The 15931-nt window shown below is 62.0% G+C and carries 14 protein-coding genes; 5 read left to right on the forward strand and 9 right to left on the reverse strand.

The genetic code is table 11. The features are described from left to right. The first annotated feature begins 241 nt into the window (after window positions 1–241). Window positions 242–2416: a polysaccharide biosynthesis tyrosine autokinase gene (locus PP1Y_RS10005; protein WP_013832123.1), complete on the forward strand. Its 2175-nt coding sequence runs from the start codon at window positions 242–244 to the stop codon at window positions 2414–2416. Window positions 2417–2448: 32 nt separating this feature from the next. After that, window positions 2449–3846 carry an O-antigen ligase family protein gene (locus PP1Y_RS10010; protein ID WP_013832124.1) on the forward strand — a complete coding sequence of 466 codons (1398 nt, stop codon included), beginning with the start codon at window positions 2449–2451 and terminating at the stop codon, window positions 3844–3846. 12 nt (window positions 3847–3858) lie between these two features. Here the strand turns inward: PP1Y_RS10010 and PP1Y_RS10015 are convergent, their stop codons facing one another. Genes PP1Y_RS10015 through PP1Y_RS25985 form a run of 4 tightly spaced genes read right to left on the reverse strand, consistent with a single transcriptional unit; the run spans window position 3859 to window position 7279 of the window. Beyond that, entirely contained in the window at window positions 3859–4866 is a 1008-nt protein-coding gene (locus PP1Y_RS10015; protein WP_051010008.1) for a polysaccharide pyruvyl transferase family protein, read from the reverse strand. Beyond that, window positions 4863–6389 (reverse strand): lipopolysaccharide biosynthesis protein, encoded by a 1527-nt coding sequence (locus tag PP1Y_RS10020; protein ID WP_013832126.1) that lies wholly within the window; start codon window positions 6387–6389, stop codon window positions 4863–4865. Before PP1Y_RS10020 ends, PP1Y_RS10015 begins: the two co-directional genes overlap by 4 nt. Continuing rightward, window positions 6379–7128 carry a glycosyltransferase family 25 protein gene (locus PP1Y_RS10025; RefSeq protein WP_041558743.1) on the reverse strand — a complete coding sequence of 250 codons (750 nt, stop codon included), beginning with the start codon at window positions 7126–7128 and terminating at the stop codon, window positions 6379–6381. The genes PP1Y_RS10020 and PP1Y_RS10025 overlap by 11 nt, the downstream gene beginning before the upstream one ends. Continuing rightward, window positions 7121–7279 carry a hypothetical protein gene (locus PP1Y_RS25985; protein ID WP_158511842.1) on the reverse strand — a complete coding sequence of 53 codons (159 nt, stop codon included), beginning with the start codon at window positions 7277–7279 and terminating at the stop codon, window positions 7121–7123. The genes PP1Y_RS10025 and PP1Y_RS25985 overlap by 8 nt, the downstream gene beginning before the upstream one ends. A gap of 136 nt (window positions 7280–7415) precedes the next feature. Here PP1Y_RS25985 and PP1Y_RS10030 point away from each other — a divergent pair, with 136 nt between their 5' ends. The 3 genes from PP1Y_RS10030 to PP1Y_RS10040 are packed head-to-tail and all read left to right on the forward strand — an operon-like array spanning window position 7416 to window position 10659. Further along, window positions 7416–8327, forward strand: coding sequence for a glycosyltransferase family 2 protein (locus PP1Y_RS10030; RefSeq protein ID WP_148274935.1), 912 nt, complete (start codon window positions 7416–7418; stop codon window positions 8325–8327). Between the two features lie 17 nt (window positions 8328–8344). Next, window positions 8345–9319 (forward strand): glycosyltransferase family 2 protein, encoded by a 975-nt coding sequence (locus tag PP1Y_RS10035; RefSeq protein ID WP_013832129.1) that lies wholly within the window; start codon window positions 8345–8347, stop codon window positions 9317–9319. Next, window positions 9316–10659, forward strand: a complete 1344-nt coding sequence (locus PP1Y_RS10040) for an outer membrane beta-barrel protein (RefSeq protein WP_232512601.1) — start codon at window positions 9316–9318, stop codon at window positions 10657–10659. The genes PP1Y_RS10035 and PP1Y_RS10040 overlap by 4 nt, the downstream gene beginning before the upstream one ends. Before the next feature lie 60 nt (window positions 10660–10719). Here the strand turns inward: PP1Y_RS10040 and PP1Y_RS10045 are convergent, their stop codons facing one another. The 5 genes from PP1Y_RS10045 to PP1Y_RS10065 all read right to left on the reverse strand — a co-directional run bounded on the left by PP1Y_RS10045 (window position 10720) and on the right by PP1Y_RS10065 (window position 15795). Next, the gene (locus tag PP1Y_RS10045) at window positions 10720–11400 is read right to left on the reverse strand and encodes a serine O-acetyltransferase (RefSeq protein WP_013832131.1); all 681 of its coding nucleotides are present in this window, start codon (window positions 11398–11400) and stop codon (window positions 10720–10722) included. A gap of 5 nt (window positions 11401–11405) precedes the next feature. After that, window positions 11406–11969 (reverse strand): polysaccharide biosynthesis/export family protein, encoded by a 564-nt coding sequence (locus PP1Y_RS10050; RefSeq protein WP_013832132.1) that lies wholly within the window; start codon window positions 11967–11969, stop codon window positions 11406–11408. A 41-nt stretch (window positions 11970–12010) separates the two neighbouring features. Further along, a complete protein-coding gene (locus tag PP1Y_RS10055) occupies window positions 12011–13135 on the reverse strand; it encodes a glycosyltransferase (RefSeq protein ID WP_232512602.1) in 1125 nt (374 codons plus the stop codon). Window positions 13136–13215: 80 nt separating this feature from the next. Next, the gene (locus tag PP1Y_RS10060) at window positions 13216–14370 is read right to left on the reverse strand and encodes a glycosyltransferase family 4 protein (RefSeq protein WP_013832134.1); all 1155 of its coding nucleotides are present in this window, start codon (window positions 14368–14370) and stop codon (window positions 13216–13218) included. Window positions 14371–14739: 369 nt separating this feature from the next. Continuing rightward, window positions 14740–15795: a hypothetical protein gene (locus tag PP1Y_RS10065; RefSeq protein WP_041558744.1), complete on the reverse strand. Its 1056-nt coding sequence runs from the start codon at window positions 15793–15795 to the stop codon at window positions 14740–14742. Window positions 15796–15931 lie beyond the last annotated feature (136 nt).

Genomic DNA, 15931 nt, shown 5'->3' on the forward strand with positions numbered 1-15931 from the left:
AACATCATTGGGAAGCTTCCCTACTGCAGGCCGCGCGTTTCGCACGCCCCAACGAGCACCGGCTTGCTGCACTGCGGAATTGCTGATTTAATGCCGTCAGGCAATGCGTTGCCGGGTCGCTTGAAACAGCTAGCACTTAAGCGATCAGAATAGCCAAAGATTGCAGCTTCGAACGGGCGGAACCATTCGCCACTTCGTGAGATTTGACTTTTCTGTTGCGCATGACCCCGGGAATGCTCTGATGTACGCCAGACCACAGCCACTTGCCAAATATCAGCCTCGCCCCGATGCGCCCGTAGATCAGGGTGCATTGATCGATTTGCGCGCCTTCATGCAGGTCCTGCGGCGGCGCAAGAAGCTGGTCATGATTGTCAGCCTGATTGTTTTCGCGATCGTCGCTGCAATCTACTTCATGATCCCGCCGCGCTATGTCGCGACTACGACCGTGGCGCTGGAGCGTGGGGCTGAACAGGTCCTCAAGGTCGATCAGGTCGTGCCCAACGTCGATCCGGACTCCGCTTCGGTCGATACCGAAGTGGAGGTGCTCAAGTCTCCCGAACTTGCGGGCGAGGTCGTCGACAAGCTCCATCTCACCAAGGATCCGGAGTTCAATCCCTCCTTGCGCGATAGCGAGGAGGCGCCGGTCGAAACGCAGCGCAACTGGGCAATCGCCCAACTGCTCAGCAATCTGGGCGTAAAGCGCAACGGCTTCTCCTACGCGATCGACATCAATTACCAGTCGGAATCGCCTGCTACGGCGGCGAAGGTCGCCAATACGCTGGCGCAGACCTACATCGACAACCAGAAGGAATCGAAGGCCGGCGCGACTAGCCGGGCCAGTACCTTCCTCGAAAAGCAGCTCGAGAAGATGCGCGGGCAGGTTGAAAGTGCCGAGGCTGACGTGGCCCGCTACCGCGCGCAGCATGGATTGTTCGACATCGGTCAGAACAGCAGTGTGACGCAGGCGGAACTTTCCAGCCTCAACGGTCAGCTGGCGCAGTTGCGGGCCGATCAGGCCGAAGCCGACGCCCGCCTGTCCACGGCCAGGGCGCAGCTTGCGCGCGGCAGCAACGGGCAGGAGCTGGGCGAGTCCCTCGATTCCCCGGTGGTCAGCAACTTGCGCGCCCAGCGCGCCAAGCTGAGCGGCCGCGTCGCTTCGCTGCGCCAGCAGTTCGGTCCGAAGTATCCCGAGCTTGCTGCAGCCAAACAGGAACTGGCCGACATCGACGAGCAGATCGAGTCCGAAGTCAGGCGCATCGTCGCCAACCTGAGCAACGAAGCTAATGCAGCGCATCAGCGGACGGCTTCGATCCAGGGCTCGCTGAGCCGTGCGGAAGGCACGCTGGCAAGCGACAATGCGGCGTCGGTCGGCCTGTCTGAGCTGGAGCGCAAGGCGGAGTCCGCTCGCACGCTCTATCTCACGCTGCTTGACCGCTACAAGCAGACCCAGGCGCAGAAGGGTCTGGAGCGCAGCAATTCCTACATCGTCGCCCTGGCACGCGTCCCGGGCATGCCGGCTTTCCCGAACGTGATCGTCTTCGCCCTCATCGGCCTGATCGGTGCCATAGCCACGTCGACTGTCGTCGTCGCCGTGATGCAGCTGCTCGACCGGGGCGTGGAAACGACCAGCAACCTGGAAAAGCGGCTGGGCGTCACCGTGCTCAACTCCATTCCGGACACCAAGCACCTGCCCGAGCTGGCAGACCTGAGCGAGCCGATCCATCCGACGCAGCTCGTGGTCGAGCGCCCGCAATCCTCGTTCGCGGAAGCCTTCCGCTGGTTGCAGACCTCGATTCAGATCAGCCAGCCCAAGCGCGGCCCGGTGGTCGTGGCCGTGACGTCCGCGCTGCCCAGCGAAGGCAAGACGACCGTTGCCCTCTCGCTGGCGCGTTCCGCGGCGATGGCGGGCAAGCGGGCCGTCCTCGTCGATTGCGACTTGCGGCGCCGGGTATCCAATCCGGGCTCGAGCTTCGAGGGCTCGATTGGCCTGCGCGCGCTGCTGGCGAACGAGGGCGAGCTGAACCAGGCGCTCTACGTCGATCCGGAAACGGGCCTGTTCATCCTGCCGCGTCGCAACGACGAGCAGCATATCCAGCCCTTCGCCGATACCCAGGAGTTCGCCGATATCATTGCGGCCCTGCGCGCGCAGTTCGACTTCATCGTCCTCGACACGCCGCCTGTTCTCACGATCGATGACAGCCGCTCGATCGCGGCCAAGGCGGACAGCACGATCCTGATGGTGCGTTGGCGCAAGACGCCGATACGCGCAGCCGAACTGGCGCTTCGCCAGCTTGAGACGGTGGGCGCGAACGTGATCGGTGCGAGCCTCTCGATGGTCGACGTTTCGGCACAGGCCAGCATCGGCTACGAGGATGCCAGCTACTATTACGGTGCGTACAAGACCTATTATGCGTGAGCCTGATCGGGTTCGAGAAGAAATGAACCGGCATGGATGAACTGGGCGCCACCGGTCCGCATTTCGGACTGCCCATCCTGGTGCCGGCAACGCTGGTACTGGTGATCATCGCGATATTGGCGGGCCGCCGCATCCATGGCCTGCCGGGGCGGTTCCTGTTCCTGGCCATCTGGCTGCGCATGATTCTGGGTGCCTACCACGTCTACATGTTCCAGCCGATGTTCGCAGGGATGTCCGGCAATGCGCTGGTGTCCATCCTCGTCACCGGGCTGGCCTTCCTGGTCATCCGGCCATCGCACCTGGCGCTCAAGGTGCTGGTGCCGACCTACCTGATCATGTTCCTGGTCGCGATTAGCGGGGCGCTCAATTCCGACATTCCGGGCGTGATGACGGTGACAGTCAAGTACGGCTACTTCGTCGTGCTGCTGATTGCGACCTTCGAGGCCTTGCGGCAGGACCGCGATCAGACGCTGATGCCGCTGATGATCTGGGCCTTTTCACCCTTGCTGCTGTTCCAGTGGCTGTCGGTTGCGCTCAACTTGCCCAAGGGGTCGGAAATGGCGGACGGGCTGGTGTGGATTGGCGGCTATAACCACGAGGCCGCCTTCTCCGTCGCGCTCCTGCTTGCCTTCCTCGTGGGCTGTTTCGCGCATCGCCTTAACCCGTTCATCCGTCTGGCTTACCTGGCCCTGGTCGCTGTCGGTATCTTCCTTGCCGGTTACCGCACGACGCTGATGGCTTCGGTTCCGCTGGTGGCGACGGTGTTCTGGGCCTCGATCACCCAGCACGTCAGTCCGACCCAGCGCCGGGTCGTGGCGGCAACGGCACTGGTCGTGGCGTTCGTGGCAGTTCTGGCCGTGGCGGTGATCAATTACGACCGCTTCATCGATCTCGGCACCTTCCTCAGCAATCCCGATGCGCTGATCAAGCCGCCGCGGGAATTCACGCAGGTCGAACGCCAGATCCTTTCGGCCCGCCCGTTGATCTGGAGCGAATACATATTTGCCTACAAGGATGGCACGCCGTTGCAGCACCTGTTCGGGTTCGGACCGGAATCATGGTCCAAGGGCTTCGACGTCTACCCGCACAACACGATCATCGGCACGCTTTACGAGCTGGGCGCCGTTGGCGTGTTCGTCATGCTCCTGTTCTGGGCGACGATGGCGGTCACCGCGCTGCGCGCGCGCAGCCATGACCTGCCGATGCTGATAGCGGCCCATCTCAGCTTTCTCATCCTGAACATGGGCACGATGCCGTTCTGGCAGCTGGAAGGCCTGGCGCTCTATGCCGTGCTGTGCGGCTATACGCTGTTCAGCGCCCGCGCGCCGACTTATGACTGGTCCGATCCCTATGTCGAGGAAGAAGAGCCGGTGACCGTGCACTTCCCGGTGGGCGAGGAACGTTACGGGCGCCCATACCGCTTCAGCTGACGGGCAGCCGCCTCAGTTGGTGCCCAGATCCGCGCAGGCGATCTCGAAAGCTTCTGCGCGGGTAGTCGCGCTACGGTATCCTTCATAGACGCCGGTCCACTGACGAGCGAAGCCGCTGACCTTGCCGTAGTTGTTGTCCAGCGCGACATGCGGAATGTCGAGCAGTACGCTCAGGATATGCGCGTGAAGTCGGTCGGTCACGACCACGCGGCCGCGCGAAAGCATGGCGAGCCCGCGCTGTACGCGCCGTTCTGCAAGGGCCTGGTAGCGCCGCAGGCGCTTGTCCTGCTCGCCCCGTCCCAGCAGGCGAGCCAGCTTTGCCCGGGCCCTGAGCTGAAGCTTCTCACCATTGTCCTCGTGGAGCCAGTCCACTTGTTCCACTCCGGCCGGCACCGGCGAGGTGTCTGCGGTGCGTTCATGATCGGTGCGCAGGAGCGCCAGGATCGGTTCCTGCGAGGCATCGCGCTTTTGCGGCCCCATCATCAGGGCGCTGTCGGGTGCGAGCCGCACGTCGCAATCGAACTGGCGCCGGGCGAATTCGAACGAGGCGGTATCGCGCGTCAGCAGCGTGAAGGCGCCGTGCGCTTCGATCGCACGCGCCATCTTCGCCGCCGCGGCTTCGTCGTTGTAGTGGATCGATTGCGGGAGTTGCACGATCGGTCGGCCCGGGAAGCTTTCCAGCAAGTGCAGCCGCAGTTCCTCGTGCTTCATCCAGCTCGTGCCGAAATTACCGCCGCCGTGGATCAGGATCGGACCGTCAGGGCAGGTCTGCCGAAGGTCATCGACGCTGAAGTTGTTCAGAGCAGCGGTATAGGCAGGCGTTCGGCCTTGCGCGCGCAGCCACGTCATTTCTCCGAGCCATATGGCAGAATCCCCGACGTTCGAGTGATCGGGAAAGTCCACCAGGGCCAGCGGCCCGGCCGGTATCGTCTGCGAGAAGACGTTGCCCAGTTCTTCTCCCAGTGCGCGGATCAGGGTCTGGGCGGTAAGTCTTTGTGGCATGCGGGAAAACTCGTTCATCGAAACTTTCGCAAGGTCTTGAGGGCAAGGCCCCGCCAGACCGGGCTGAGAGCGATCACGGTGATGCCATAGACCAGCGCGCCGATCGCCATGTTGAGGAAAAGAACCAACCAGGAGCCGGCCAGTTCCGGCACCCCGGGATGGGCGACGAGCGCGCGGGTGGCGGGCATGGTGAGGTGAAGGACGAGGCCCATCAGCACCGAAGCCGCCAGCGGCTGCCAGATCGCGCTCCAGGTATGGCGCAGGCCGATCCCGGAAACGCGCGCGAGCAGGAAGATCTGCAGGGGCAGGGTCAGGTACGAACGCACGACATAGGCGCAGGCGACCGCGAAGACGCCGTAGGGCGCGGCGATGAGCGTGAAGATCGCCGTGAGGCTGAGCTGGGTCAGCGAGATCGTCAGCAGGCTCCTGCTCGCTCCCAGCGCGCCGAGCGAAGGCGAGGCGAACTGGTTGAGCGTGAAGGGAATGGCCATGAAGGCGAAGACTTGCGCAAGATCGCCTGCGGCGGCCCACTTGTCGCCGAACACGGTGGGGATCGCCAGCGGCGCCAGCACGCCGAAGCCGACCAGCGCGGGAAAGGAGATGATTGCGGCCTTCGAGATCATCCACTGGTAGGCGCGGGCCAGTTCGACCCGATCGTCCTTGACGCGCGCCAGGGTCTGCATGGCGACCGTGGTGAAAGGACGGATCGCGCCGTTGGAGATGATGTCGACGGTGCGCCAGGCCGTGCGGTAGATACCGACCGCGACGACGCCGATGACGTTGCCGATGACCAGCTCCTGCAGGCGCGTCGTGGCGATGTAGACCAGCTGTACCGCAGTGAGGCTGCCGTTGATGCCGAGGTTGCGCTTGAGGATCGACCAGTGCCAGTCCCAGCCCGGCTTCCAGCGATAGGCATGGCGCGACAGGATGGTGCTGATAATCTCGGTGAGGATGCGCTGGATCACCAGTGACCACAGGCCGAAGCCGAGCAGGGCGGCGACGATGGCCGTGCCGCCCCCGCCGATGCCGCTGGCGACCGAACGCAGCGCCGTCGTCTTGTGCCCGAACTCGCGCAGGCGCAGCGCCATGTGCGTCTGGCCCAGTGCGGAAATCGGCAGGACGATGCTCAGCACCTGAAGCGGCAGCGCGATCTGCGGCGCATTCATGAAGGCGGCGAAGGGATGGGCCAGCGCGATGATGATGGCGCTTGTCGCCAGCGAGAAGCCCATGTGGCTGCGATAGACGGTGTCGGTAAACGCGCCGGTCAGTTCCGATTCGCGGGCAACGGTCTGGGTCAGGCCGGCCATGCTGATGGTGCGGAACACTTCGGCGAAGATTGCCATGAGCGCGAAGGCGCCGATGTCAGCCCGCGTAAGCAGGCGTGCCAGCAGCACGAAGACGATGAACGAGAAGACCTGGTCTGAGGCGAAGCGCAGGATCGACCAGCCGATCGAATGCTTGCTCTGCTTGCGCAGCTGCGTGTCGAACCGCGCACCTTGCGAGGACGCGAAGGAATCCTTGGCGAAAGTGTCACCGGCCACGCAGGACGCTCAGTTTCTTGGCACGAATGCGTTGACGGTCGATCCAGCGCGCAAGGCGCTGGCGCGGGGCGTGGTAGGCAGCGCCGCGCCCCGCGCCGAAACGCTCCGCGCCGATGCCGGAGGGCACGAACTCCTCGACTATCGGGGCTGGAAACAGGGCGTAGTTGCGCACCCCGTGGTCCCACGATCGGTCCATCTGGTCGTCGATCGGGCGGCAGACGGTGGCGCAGGCGTCCATAAAGCGCCGCGCGCCGCTCAGGGTGATCGCATAGCCTTGCGTCCCGTAGGGATGGCCGACCAGCTCGACTACAGAGCGCGAATGCTGCAGGAAATTGCGCCGCACCACGCGGCTGAAGGTAGGCACCTTGGCATAGAGCCGCAGATAGGGGATCGCCTGGGCTTCCAGATCGGTCGCGCAAAGCTGTTCGAGGAAAGCCCAGTCGACGATGACGTCGTCTTCCAGGACGATGCATTGCCGCGTGCCGCTGCGCACCATGCCCTGCCATACGGCGAAGTGGCTGGAATAGCAGCCGCGCTCGCCTTTGGTGAGCTGGCGGCCCTTGTTGCGCTCCACCGCCTGTTCGTCATAGCTCAGGCCTTCGACCAGCTCGGTGCGGGCATCGACGAAGCGCCATGCCACTTTCGCGTCGCGGGCACGGGCCGAGAACGCGGCGCGGCGCTGGTGGGCATCGGTCATCGAGATGACGACAACCGGGCAGGAGGATGCGTTTTCAGCCATTCTGGTTACGCACGATAATCCGCTGGATCGCATTTAACTGGCCGTGCAGGGCATCGTCCAGTTGCGCATTGGAGGTGTCGCGGTGAAGCAAACCGGATTTCACGCTGCAACGCAACAGGGCAAGGGTGGTAAAACTGGCCTGCTGCGCCATGGTGAGGCAAAATAGCGGTTAAGTTGCTGCGAATCGCCGCTTTGCACGCCTTGGCCAGCATTAGGACCGGTTCGTCTTCGCAATTGCGAGACGCGCTTGACCGCATGGAGGGACTGGGCAAGCGTCGTGTGCATTCGTGAATGCCAATACCGGGCATGTTTCAGGGGTAACGATGTCTCCACCATTGATCAGCGTAATCATTCCGGTCTGGAACGGCAGCGACGTGATCGGCCGGTGTCTGACCGCACTGCGCGAGCAGACCCTCCCGGCCGGGCAGTTCGAAGTCATCGTGGTCGATAACGGATCGACGGACAATACGGTGGAGTTGGCGCGCGCCTTTCCGGAAGTCGTGGTCTATACGGAAGATCGCCCAGGCTCGTACGCCGCGCGAAACCGCGGTCTCACGCATGCCCGTGGGCATTACATCGCCTTTACCGATGCCGATTGCCGGCCGGACCCCCATTGGCTGGAAAAGGCATTGGAAGGGGCCGGACGCAACCCCAAGGCCGGTGTCCTGGCAGGGCAGATCTGCCTGTTCGAAGAGGGTGAGTTCTCCAACGCCCTGTTCAGCGATTACGAGCGTCTTTTCAGCTTTCCGCAGGCCTTCGCCCGCCGCGGCAACTGCGCGACGGCCAACTGGATGAGCCGGCGCGAGATCTTCGACAAGCTCGGCGGATTCGACGAGAACCTCAAGTCGGGCGGCGACAGGGCCATGGCGCTGCGTATTCGCGGAGCCGGATATCCGCTCGTCTATGTGCCCGAAATGATCGTCGGACACCCCGTTCGTGCTACCCGGGAAGAATTAATCCGAAAACGTCGCAGGCTCAGCGGTGGCCGGTGGGACAGAACGCAACCATCGGGAAGACTTGCAAGAGTTCTGGGAGTCACGTTATATGACACAGCAAGACGAATAAGACGCGTCTGGATGGCGCCCGGTCTCACTATTGGCCGCAAGATAGCGTTGATGCGCCTCACTATGGACCTTTCGGTCGTTGCTACTCGTGAATACTGGCGGCTATTTCTTGGCCGTCGATCCGCAAGACAGTGAATTGATCGGGGTTCTGAATGACGTCTCCAAAGTTCTCTGTGGTATTGCCGCTCTACAACAAGGCCGATCATGTCGCGGCCTCGATCGAGAGTGCGCTCAAGCAGAGCCTGCCACCGTTCGAAGTGATCGTGGTCAACGATTGTTCGACCGATGGCAGCCGCGAAATCGTGGCGGCCATCGATGACGAACGCGTGCGCATCTTCGACCGCGACCGACCCGGGCCGGGTGGCTATGCCGCGCGCAATCTCGCCATTCGTGAGGCGCGGGGCGACTGGATAGCCTTTCTCGATGCCGATGATTTCTGGCACGAGGATCATCTCGAAGTGCTCGCAGGGGCCATCGACAGGGCTCCTGAGGCCGGTGTCGCGGCAACCCGCTTCAACCATGTGTTCGATACACATAGCCAGCCGCAGCGCATCGCCCGATCCTTGGAAAACGGGGCTGTCCTGGACTTCGCGCTGTTCCTCGAAGCCTGGCTGGAAGTGCGGGAATGCCCGATGTGGACCGGAGCGATCGCCTTGCGGCGCGACCTTTTGCTCAATGCCGGCCTCTTTCCGGAAGGGCGGGCCGTGCGCGGCGGCGACAAGGATCTTTGGCTGAGGGCCATGCGCCATTCGGTGTTCACCTACGATTGCCGGTTTACCGCCGACTTCAGCCGCGATTCCACCAACAAGGTCAGCAAGTCGACGAACACGCTTTCGACGCCCTGCCTCATCGATACGGCGCGGGCGATGCTCTCCGGGGCGGGGCCGCGCGAGAAGCGCCTGCTGCGCCTCCTCATCAATCAGGAAATTGCGCATTACACGCGCTATTCGCTCAAGCTGGACAGCCGCATCCGCATTCCCTTGCGCGATGTCGCCTTGCCTGAAGGCTGGGGCACTCTGGCGTTGCTGGCCGTCACCCGCTGGACGCCCGCGTCCTTGCGCAAATCGGCCTACCAGTTGATCAAATCAGTTCGGGCGAAACATATCGGGGCAGGGCAGACCGTATGAACAGAACATCGATGTCCGCGGCCTATGTGATCGCGCGCGCGATTTCGGGGGCGTGTATTCCCGTGGTCGCCTTCGGGGCGACGACCGTCCCGGCGATGGCGCAGAAGTATGACCCGTTCAGCAAACTCGGGACATTGGGCGCCAGCGACAATCCGCTGGACGAGGACCAACCGGAAAGCGTGACCGGACGATCGCGGCCGGAATATGCATCCGTGCCGATCCAGGCGGGCTCGCTGCAGATTATGCCTCAGGTTACGGTCACTTCCGAATTCGACGACAACGTCTATGCCCGGGAAGACGACCGCACCAGCGACGTCAACGTCACCCTTCGCCCGCGCCTGTCGATTTCGCGCCCGTCCGATGGTTTTTCATGGTCGGTGGCAGGCGAATACGAGGCGACGCGTTTCTTCAAGCTGACTTCGGAAAATACCGACGATTATGCTTTAAAGGGCGGCGTGCAATACCAGGTGGGAAGTACGACCTATTTTCAGGCGAACGTCCTGCATGCGCGCAATTCGGAACAGCGGTCTTCGCCGGACTCGCCAACCGGAATCATTCGGCCCAACCGCTACAAGCTGACCGAAGGTTATGCAGACATCCGGCACAGCTTCAACCGCGTAAGCCTGCAGGCGACGGTCGACTACCAACGCCTGAACTATCGTGACAATTTCAACAATCTTGGCGAAATCGTCGATCAGTCCTTTCGTAATCGCTCGGTCTATACGGGTGGCTTGATCGCACAATATACGATGAGCCCGAGCTTCGCGATCTTCGCTGCCGGGTCTGCCAACAAGCGCGATTATCGGACTCGCATCGGACCGGTTCCGGCACGCGATTCCACCGGATACGAACTGGCGCTGGGGGCGAACTTTGCGGTTGGCAACCTGATGCGCGGAACCCTGCGTGCCGGCTACTTGCGGCAGAATTACAAGGACCCGCTGTTCAGTGATAACAAGGGCCTGCTGCTGCGCGGCGAACTGGCCTACTATGTTACGCCGCTGGTGACCCTGACGGCCAAGATCGACAGGACCGCCAATGAAACCGGTGTGCGCCAGGCGGGCGGTTTCGTGAAGACGACCGCAACGCTCCAGGCCGATTACGAATTGAAGCGCAACCTGATCTTCCACCTCGAGGCGGGCAACGAGAACCGCAATTACAACGGTGTCGACCGTACCGACAATCGCTTTACCGGTCAGGTCAAGGCGACCTGGTTGCTGAGTCCGCGCTGGTCCCTGCAGGCCGGTATCAGCCATCGTGGACAAGACAGCTCGGGCCTGGCGAGTGGACGCGATTTCAGCGAAAACCGCGCCTTCGTCAGCATCCTGTTCAAGGGGCTATAGGCAAGGGCGCGGTCCTGCCGGAACGCACCGCCAGCGACTGGCTGTGCGCCCCGGAACCGGTCAGTTTTTCGAGCCGATGGACGTCGCATTGCGGCAGCGCCGCAGCAGGTCTTCGGGTACCAGTCGATTGACGTAGCCTTCCGATCCATTTTCCGAGAGCAACTTGCCCGGATTACCGCCGACCACGCCCTTTTCGGGCACGGTCTTGGTGACGACGGCATTCGCGCCGATGGCGCAGTCGTCACCCAGGTGAATATGGCCGATGATCTTCGCCCCGGCCCCGATGAAGACGCGGTCTCCCAGAACCGGCGATCCCGCGCGAGAACCACGGTTGGCCTGGCCCAGCATCATGCCGTGGGTCAGGTTGGCATTGGCGCCGATCACGGCATCCCCGTTGATGTAGATGCCTCCGAACCGGTTGATGAACAGGCCGGGGCCGATCACGGTGTATTCGGGAATGGCAATGCCGTATTTGTAACGACAGCGCAGCAGCATCCACTTGGAAAGCGGATAGAGACCGAAAGCCTTGAAGCGCAGGGTCTTCAGATAGCCGCAAGTGCGCATGTGCACGGTGTACTTGTAGCCCGGCGTGAACAGGAAGTGTCGCAAGAATGCCTTGGCGTCCGTGCGCCCGCCGTAGCGATAGAGGTCTGCCGTCAGCAGCAGGCGCAGTTCCCTGAACGTCCGGGCACAACCGCGCTGGTGGTTCTCACTCAGCTTCGCCGGTTGCAGGCGGGACATGTCATTCAAAAGTAGCGCTCCCCGATGCGGATTGTGTCGCCGGGTGCCACGGGAATGCCTGCGGTCAGCTTGTAGGGGTGTTCGTCCTCTTCCCCAGCGCCCTTGATGTAGACGCGCTTTTCGTTCGCGCGGTAGGTGAAGCCGCCGGCCTTGGCGACGGCATCCCTAATGGTTAATCCCAAGGAGTAAGGGTATTCGCCCGGCTTGCCGACTTCGCCCAGGATATAGATCGGACGATAACTGCCGACCTCGACCGCGACACTCGGTTCCGTCACATAGCCGCTGGCGAGTCCGGCAGTGATCGTCTCCTGGATGGCGGATGGCTTGACACCTGCCGCCTTGATGTTGCCGACGAGCGGGAAAGCGATTGTACCTTCCGAGGAAATGACAAAGTCCCCGCTCAGGGCCGGTAGCCCGTAAGTGGTAACCTTGATCGTGTCTCCGGGGGCAAGCTGGAGTTCCACGTCCCTGCTTTCGCGCGGCTTCTCGCCGGCAAGGGTAGGGTGCTGTGCACTGACAGCGGTCAGCGCGAGAGTGAGTGTCAAAGCCTGAAACCACTTTTTGGCCATCGTTCGCCTCATTTTCTGTCTTGTGCTGCTTACGCCGTACTTCAAGAAATCTGACCACTTGCCGCGATCTTGGGGCGATGTGTCGTGACGGATTTGCGCCGGGTAGCTGCCAACCTGTCGATGATCTCCCAATATCTGCCAGTGGTCTGCATAATATCGAACTTGTGTGTAATGGACGCCGCGCTTGCGCCCTTCGCGTCGCGCGTGGCCGGATCGTAAACCAGGCGCAGGGCCTGTGCGAATGCTGACGGGTCATTGGTCGGTACGACCACGCCGGCATCGCACTGTACCATGCCTTCGTTCTCGTCTCGCGGTCTATTGAGGAGGATCTCCGATGGACCGGAAGGACAGTTCGTGGTGACGACGGGCAGGCCGCAGGCCATCGCCTCCACCATTCCATTGGGGAATCCTTCCGCATTCGAGGGCAGGGCGAACAGCGTTGCCCGCTTGAGGACGGCGAATGGGTTGTCGACGAAGCCGGGCAGGTAGACGCGGTCCTGCAGGCCGAGTTCCGCTACCTGGGCTTCCAGCTTCTCGCGCTCCGGTCCTTCGCCAAGGATGACGAGCGAGCAGGGCAGCGTGGACTGGGCGAAAGCATCGACCAGCATCGAGAAGTTCTTGTTGGGTACGAGCCGACCGGTCGCAGCGATATATTCGCCTTCGACAGCGACCGCCGGATCGCCCGCGCCGAGATCCTCGATCAGGTCGTGGTCTACGGGGTTGAAGATGATCGATACCCGGTCTTGCGGGACAGCGAAATTGTCGTGCAGGTCCTGCGCCACGCCATCGGAAACGGCGATGACGTGGTCGGCCCTGGGGTAGGTAAGGCGCAACAGCAGGCGGCTGGCCAGCGAGCGCAGGCGCCCTGCGAAATGGGCAGTGCTGTTTACGCGTTCACTGATGATGCAGGCGGTGCGCAGCCCCCGGGTGGCCACGATATTGCCGACATTGGCGCGCGAAAGGAAGCTGAGCGTCACGTCGGGCCGCATGCGGGCATAGAGGCGGCGCAGCGCCATGATGCTGGGCAGGAACTTGCCGCGGCAGTCGAACTGGATCACTTCTATCCAGTCGGGCACGGCATAGGCGTCCGGCTCCCTGTCCAGCAGGACCAGGGAAATATCGTAACGCTCCCGCCAGGGCGCGGAAGCGCGTAGCAAGGTCGTCATGATTCTCTCCGCCCCGCCACCGGCGAGGGAATTTATCACGAAGACGGCCTTCTTCTTTCGTACGGAACCTGACATCATCATTATTTGGCGGAACGCGAAGCCGATCGAGCGATGCTGACTGTATCGTTGGGAATTGCCGAAACCGACCGATAGAGCGCAGCGGTCTTGAACGCCGCTGCATCCCAGTCGAACCGCTTCTTGACAGTTCGGGAGTCAGAACTCCGCGCCTTGTGATTGGTTGCCAGCAGACCGGAAAGCCGTTCGACATCGCCGACCGGGAAATAGCAGTCTTCGCCAAGCCCAAGGTCGCGATTGGCCTCGATGTCGCTAAGCAGCATCGGCGCCTCGCAGGACGCTGCTTCCAGAGCCGCGATCGGCAGGCCTTCATGATAGGAAGGCATCACGAAAAGGGCGCAGTTCTCATAGAGGCACTTGAGCACCGGGCGCGTCTGAAAGCCGAGAAAGCGGATCCGTTCGCTTTCGTGTGCACGAAGTTCTCGCGCATATTCGGAATCGTGGTCGGCATCGCCGGCAATGGCCAGGACCCAGTCAGCGCCGAGTTCTGCCGACTGGAACGCCTCGATAAGGTCATGCAGGCCCTTTTCGGGCACCAGGCGGCCGACGGCGATCGCATACTTCTTGCCAGTAAGGCCAAGCGCGGCATGCACTTCGGCGGAATCTACCCCATCGGAAGGCAACTTGGGCGTGCCGTTGGGGATGTAGGAAACCTTGTGCGCCTGCGAAGGGAAAATCTCGCGCAGGTGGTTGGCCAGGGAGGGCGAAATCGCGATCACGCGATGGGCCCAGATCAATCCCGACCGTTCGCCGACGCGCAGGATCATCTTGGCCATCGCGCCCCATTTTGCACGCTCGTAGTCCGCACCGTGGTGGGTCACGATCACCTTGAGGCCGAGGATGCGCGCAAGCGGCGTCATGAGCGCCGGACCAATGCCGTGGATGTGAAGGACGTTAGCCTTCTTGAACCAGGCATAAAGCGTCGCGACGAATGTAGCGACGATCGCTTCGAACGAGCGCGAGCGCGGAGCCGGGAGCGGAGTGAGCACGATGTTCTCGAATGTGCGTCGCTCGGCGTCGACATAGGGCGCCCGGCACAGGACATTGATGTCGAAGTCGTTGTTGGCCGACTTGATGCGCGGCAACAATTCCTCGCAGTGACTCTCAATCCCGCCCATGACACGAGGTATCCCTCGAAGGCCGGTGACGAATATCTTCATGGCGTCTGCCCTGTTCGAATGCATCCACCGCCACAGCTCTATTACCTGAAGTTTAGAGCATCAGGCCAAAGACTTACTCCAAAAGGGGTAAGTTAATCCGGTGCGACGACGTTGTTCCAATTTTATTCTCATCGACTCAGTACCAAGTGCTTCAATACTAAGCGGACGATAGCTGTCTGTCGGAGCGAATGATAGCTTGCCTCAAGAGGTACTTGAACGCTTATTGTGCGCTGCAGCAGTCCTCTCGTCGGGTTTTCGCCTCGCTATGTCGTACGCCGTCCGAGTTAAGGTAATTTCACAAGGTAGATAACAGGCGATACATGGCGCTGCCTGTTCGGGGTCGTTTGCCGGATTGTATAACAATCGATTTTAGGCGCGGTTCCGCTTCACCTTGATCTTTTGTGAATCCCGTTCCGGAACCCATGTGATCACCGGCTCGGGGCCTTCGACCCGGATGAGGGGGGCGTCTGGCGCGTCGATCGTCGCATTGCGGATCTCGAGGTGCATCGATTCCTTGGTTGCGAAGAAAAAGACCGGCGCGGAATTTCCCGGCGATCCTTTGACCACGGGCTGGTCGATGACATAGCGTTTGACGTCGCCGTGGAAGGAGAAGTGCGACTTGCCGCCGGTGCCGCCGTAATGGTGCGGGTCTACGCTTGTGCAGCGCAGGAGTTCGCCGCTGTTCCAGAGGCGGTAATTGCGCTTGTTCGCACGTGCGATGCAGTTTTCGAGGCGCACGTCCGCCGACTTGAGGTCGAATCCGCCGTCGCTGCAGCCGGTAGCAACGCACGAGATGTAGCGAATGCCATGGTTGCCGCGTTCGTCGGAAAAGCCGTCGCCGTTCCAGTACTTGTCCTTGGGGCGCGAGGCTTCGCGGAAATCGTGCGCTTCCACCCGGGTGTAGGTGATGTCATGGGCGGTGCCGTCGAGCTGGTAACCCACGCAGTAAAGATCGCACCTGGAACTGCCGAAGGCCTTCACGTCCTCGATCGTGCCGTCATGCGAACCGTAGCGGATGCGGGTCATGGTCCGGTCGACCTCGCGGGCCGTGACTGAACGCACGACGAAATTGGTGAGGTTTGCCGGGACACTCTTGTCCGAACTGGTTACTTCCAAAAAGCGGTAGAGATTGTTTGCCGCGCAACTTTCGATGGACAGATTGTCGACCGGCATGCGTACGCGTACGCCGCCATTGCCCAGGTCGAGAAACTTGCAGTTCTGGATGAGCGAGTTCGATTGGGCGCGCAGCCCTTCGCCACCATCGCCCTTAACGCCGTCGGCGGCGCGATTGCCCTGGAAGGTCTTGCCGCTGATCACAGTAGATGCGCCCGCTGATGAGGAGCGGGAAAGGACCAGCGCAGTGATCCCCGTCGACGCGGTAATGGCTGTGGTTAAGACGTAGCGGCGCGTGAGCTTCGATTGCATCGTGAGTTTCCCGGCGGCCAAGGATGGATGGAGAGGCCGGGGGCTCATGTGTCATGCAGGCAATACCTGCGAGCCCGACCTCGTGCAGCCGGGAAGGTGACGATAGCCTGCCGGGAGCGCAACCCGGGCGACGTCG

It is taken from the genome of Novosphingobium sp. PP1Y (assembly GCF_000253255.1).
Lineage (GTDB): Bacteria > Pseudomonadota > Alphaproteobacteria > Sphingomonadales > Sphingomonadaceae > Novosphingobium.

Excerpts from the sequence above, each read along its gene's own strand:
- PP1Y_RS10040 (WP_232512601.1), top strand. The coding sequence starts at position 9,316 with ATGAACAGAACATCGATGTCCGCGGCCTATGTGATCGCGCGCGCGATT.
- PP1Y_RS25985 (WP_158511842.1), bottom strand. The coding sequence starts at position 7,279 with ATGGCGCAGCAGGCCAGTTTTACCACCCTTGCCCTGTTGCGTTGCAGC.
- PP1Y_RS10055 (WP_232512602.1), bottom strand. The coding sequence starts at position 13,135 with ATGACGACCTTGCTACGCGCTTCCGCGCCCTGGCGGGAGCGTTACGAT.
- PP1Y_RS10045 (WP_013832131.1), bottom strand. The coding sequence starts at position 11,400 with ATGTCCCGCCTGCAACCGGCGAAGCTGAGTGAGAACCACCAGCGCGGT.
- PP1Y_RS10065 (WP_041558744.1), bottom strand. The coding sequence starts at position 15,795 with ATGCAATCGAAGCTCACGCGCCGCTACGTCTTAACCACAGCCATTACC.
- PP1Y_RS10005 (WP_013832123.1), top strand. The coding sequence starts at position 242 with ATGTACGCCAGACCACAGCCACTTGCCAAATATCAGCCTCGCCCCGAT.
- PP1Y_RS10025 (WP_041558743.1), bottom strand. The coding sequence starts at position 7,128 with ATGGCTGAAAACGCATCCTCCTGCCCGGTTGTCGTCATCTCGATGACC.
- PP1Y_RS10035 (WP_013832129.1), top strand. The coding sequence starts at position 8,345 with ATGACGTCTCCAAAGTTCTCTGTGGTATTGCCGCTCTACAACAAGGCC.
- PP1Y_RS10060 (WP_013832134.1), bottom strand. The coding sequence starts at position 14,370 with ATGAAGATATTCGTCACCGGCCTTCGAGGGATACCTCGTGTCATGGGC.
- PP1Y_RS10015 (WP_051010008.1), bottom strand. The coding sequence starts at position 4,866 with ATGAACGAGTTTTCCCGCATGCCACAAAGACTTACCGCCCAGACCCTG.
- PP1Y_RS10010 (WP_013832124.1), top strand. The coding sequence starts at position 2,449 with ATGGATGAACTGGGCGCCACCGGTCCGCATTTCGGACTGCCCATCCTG.
- PP1Y_RS10050 (WP_013832132.1), bottom strand. The coding sequence starts at position 11,969 with ATGGCCAAAAAGTGGTTTCAGGCTTTGACACTCACTCTCGCGCTGACC.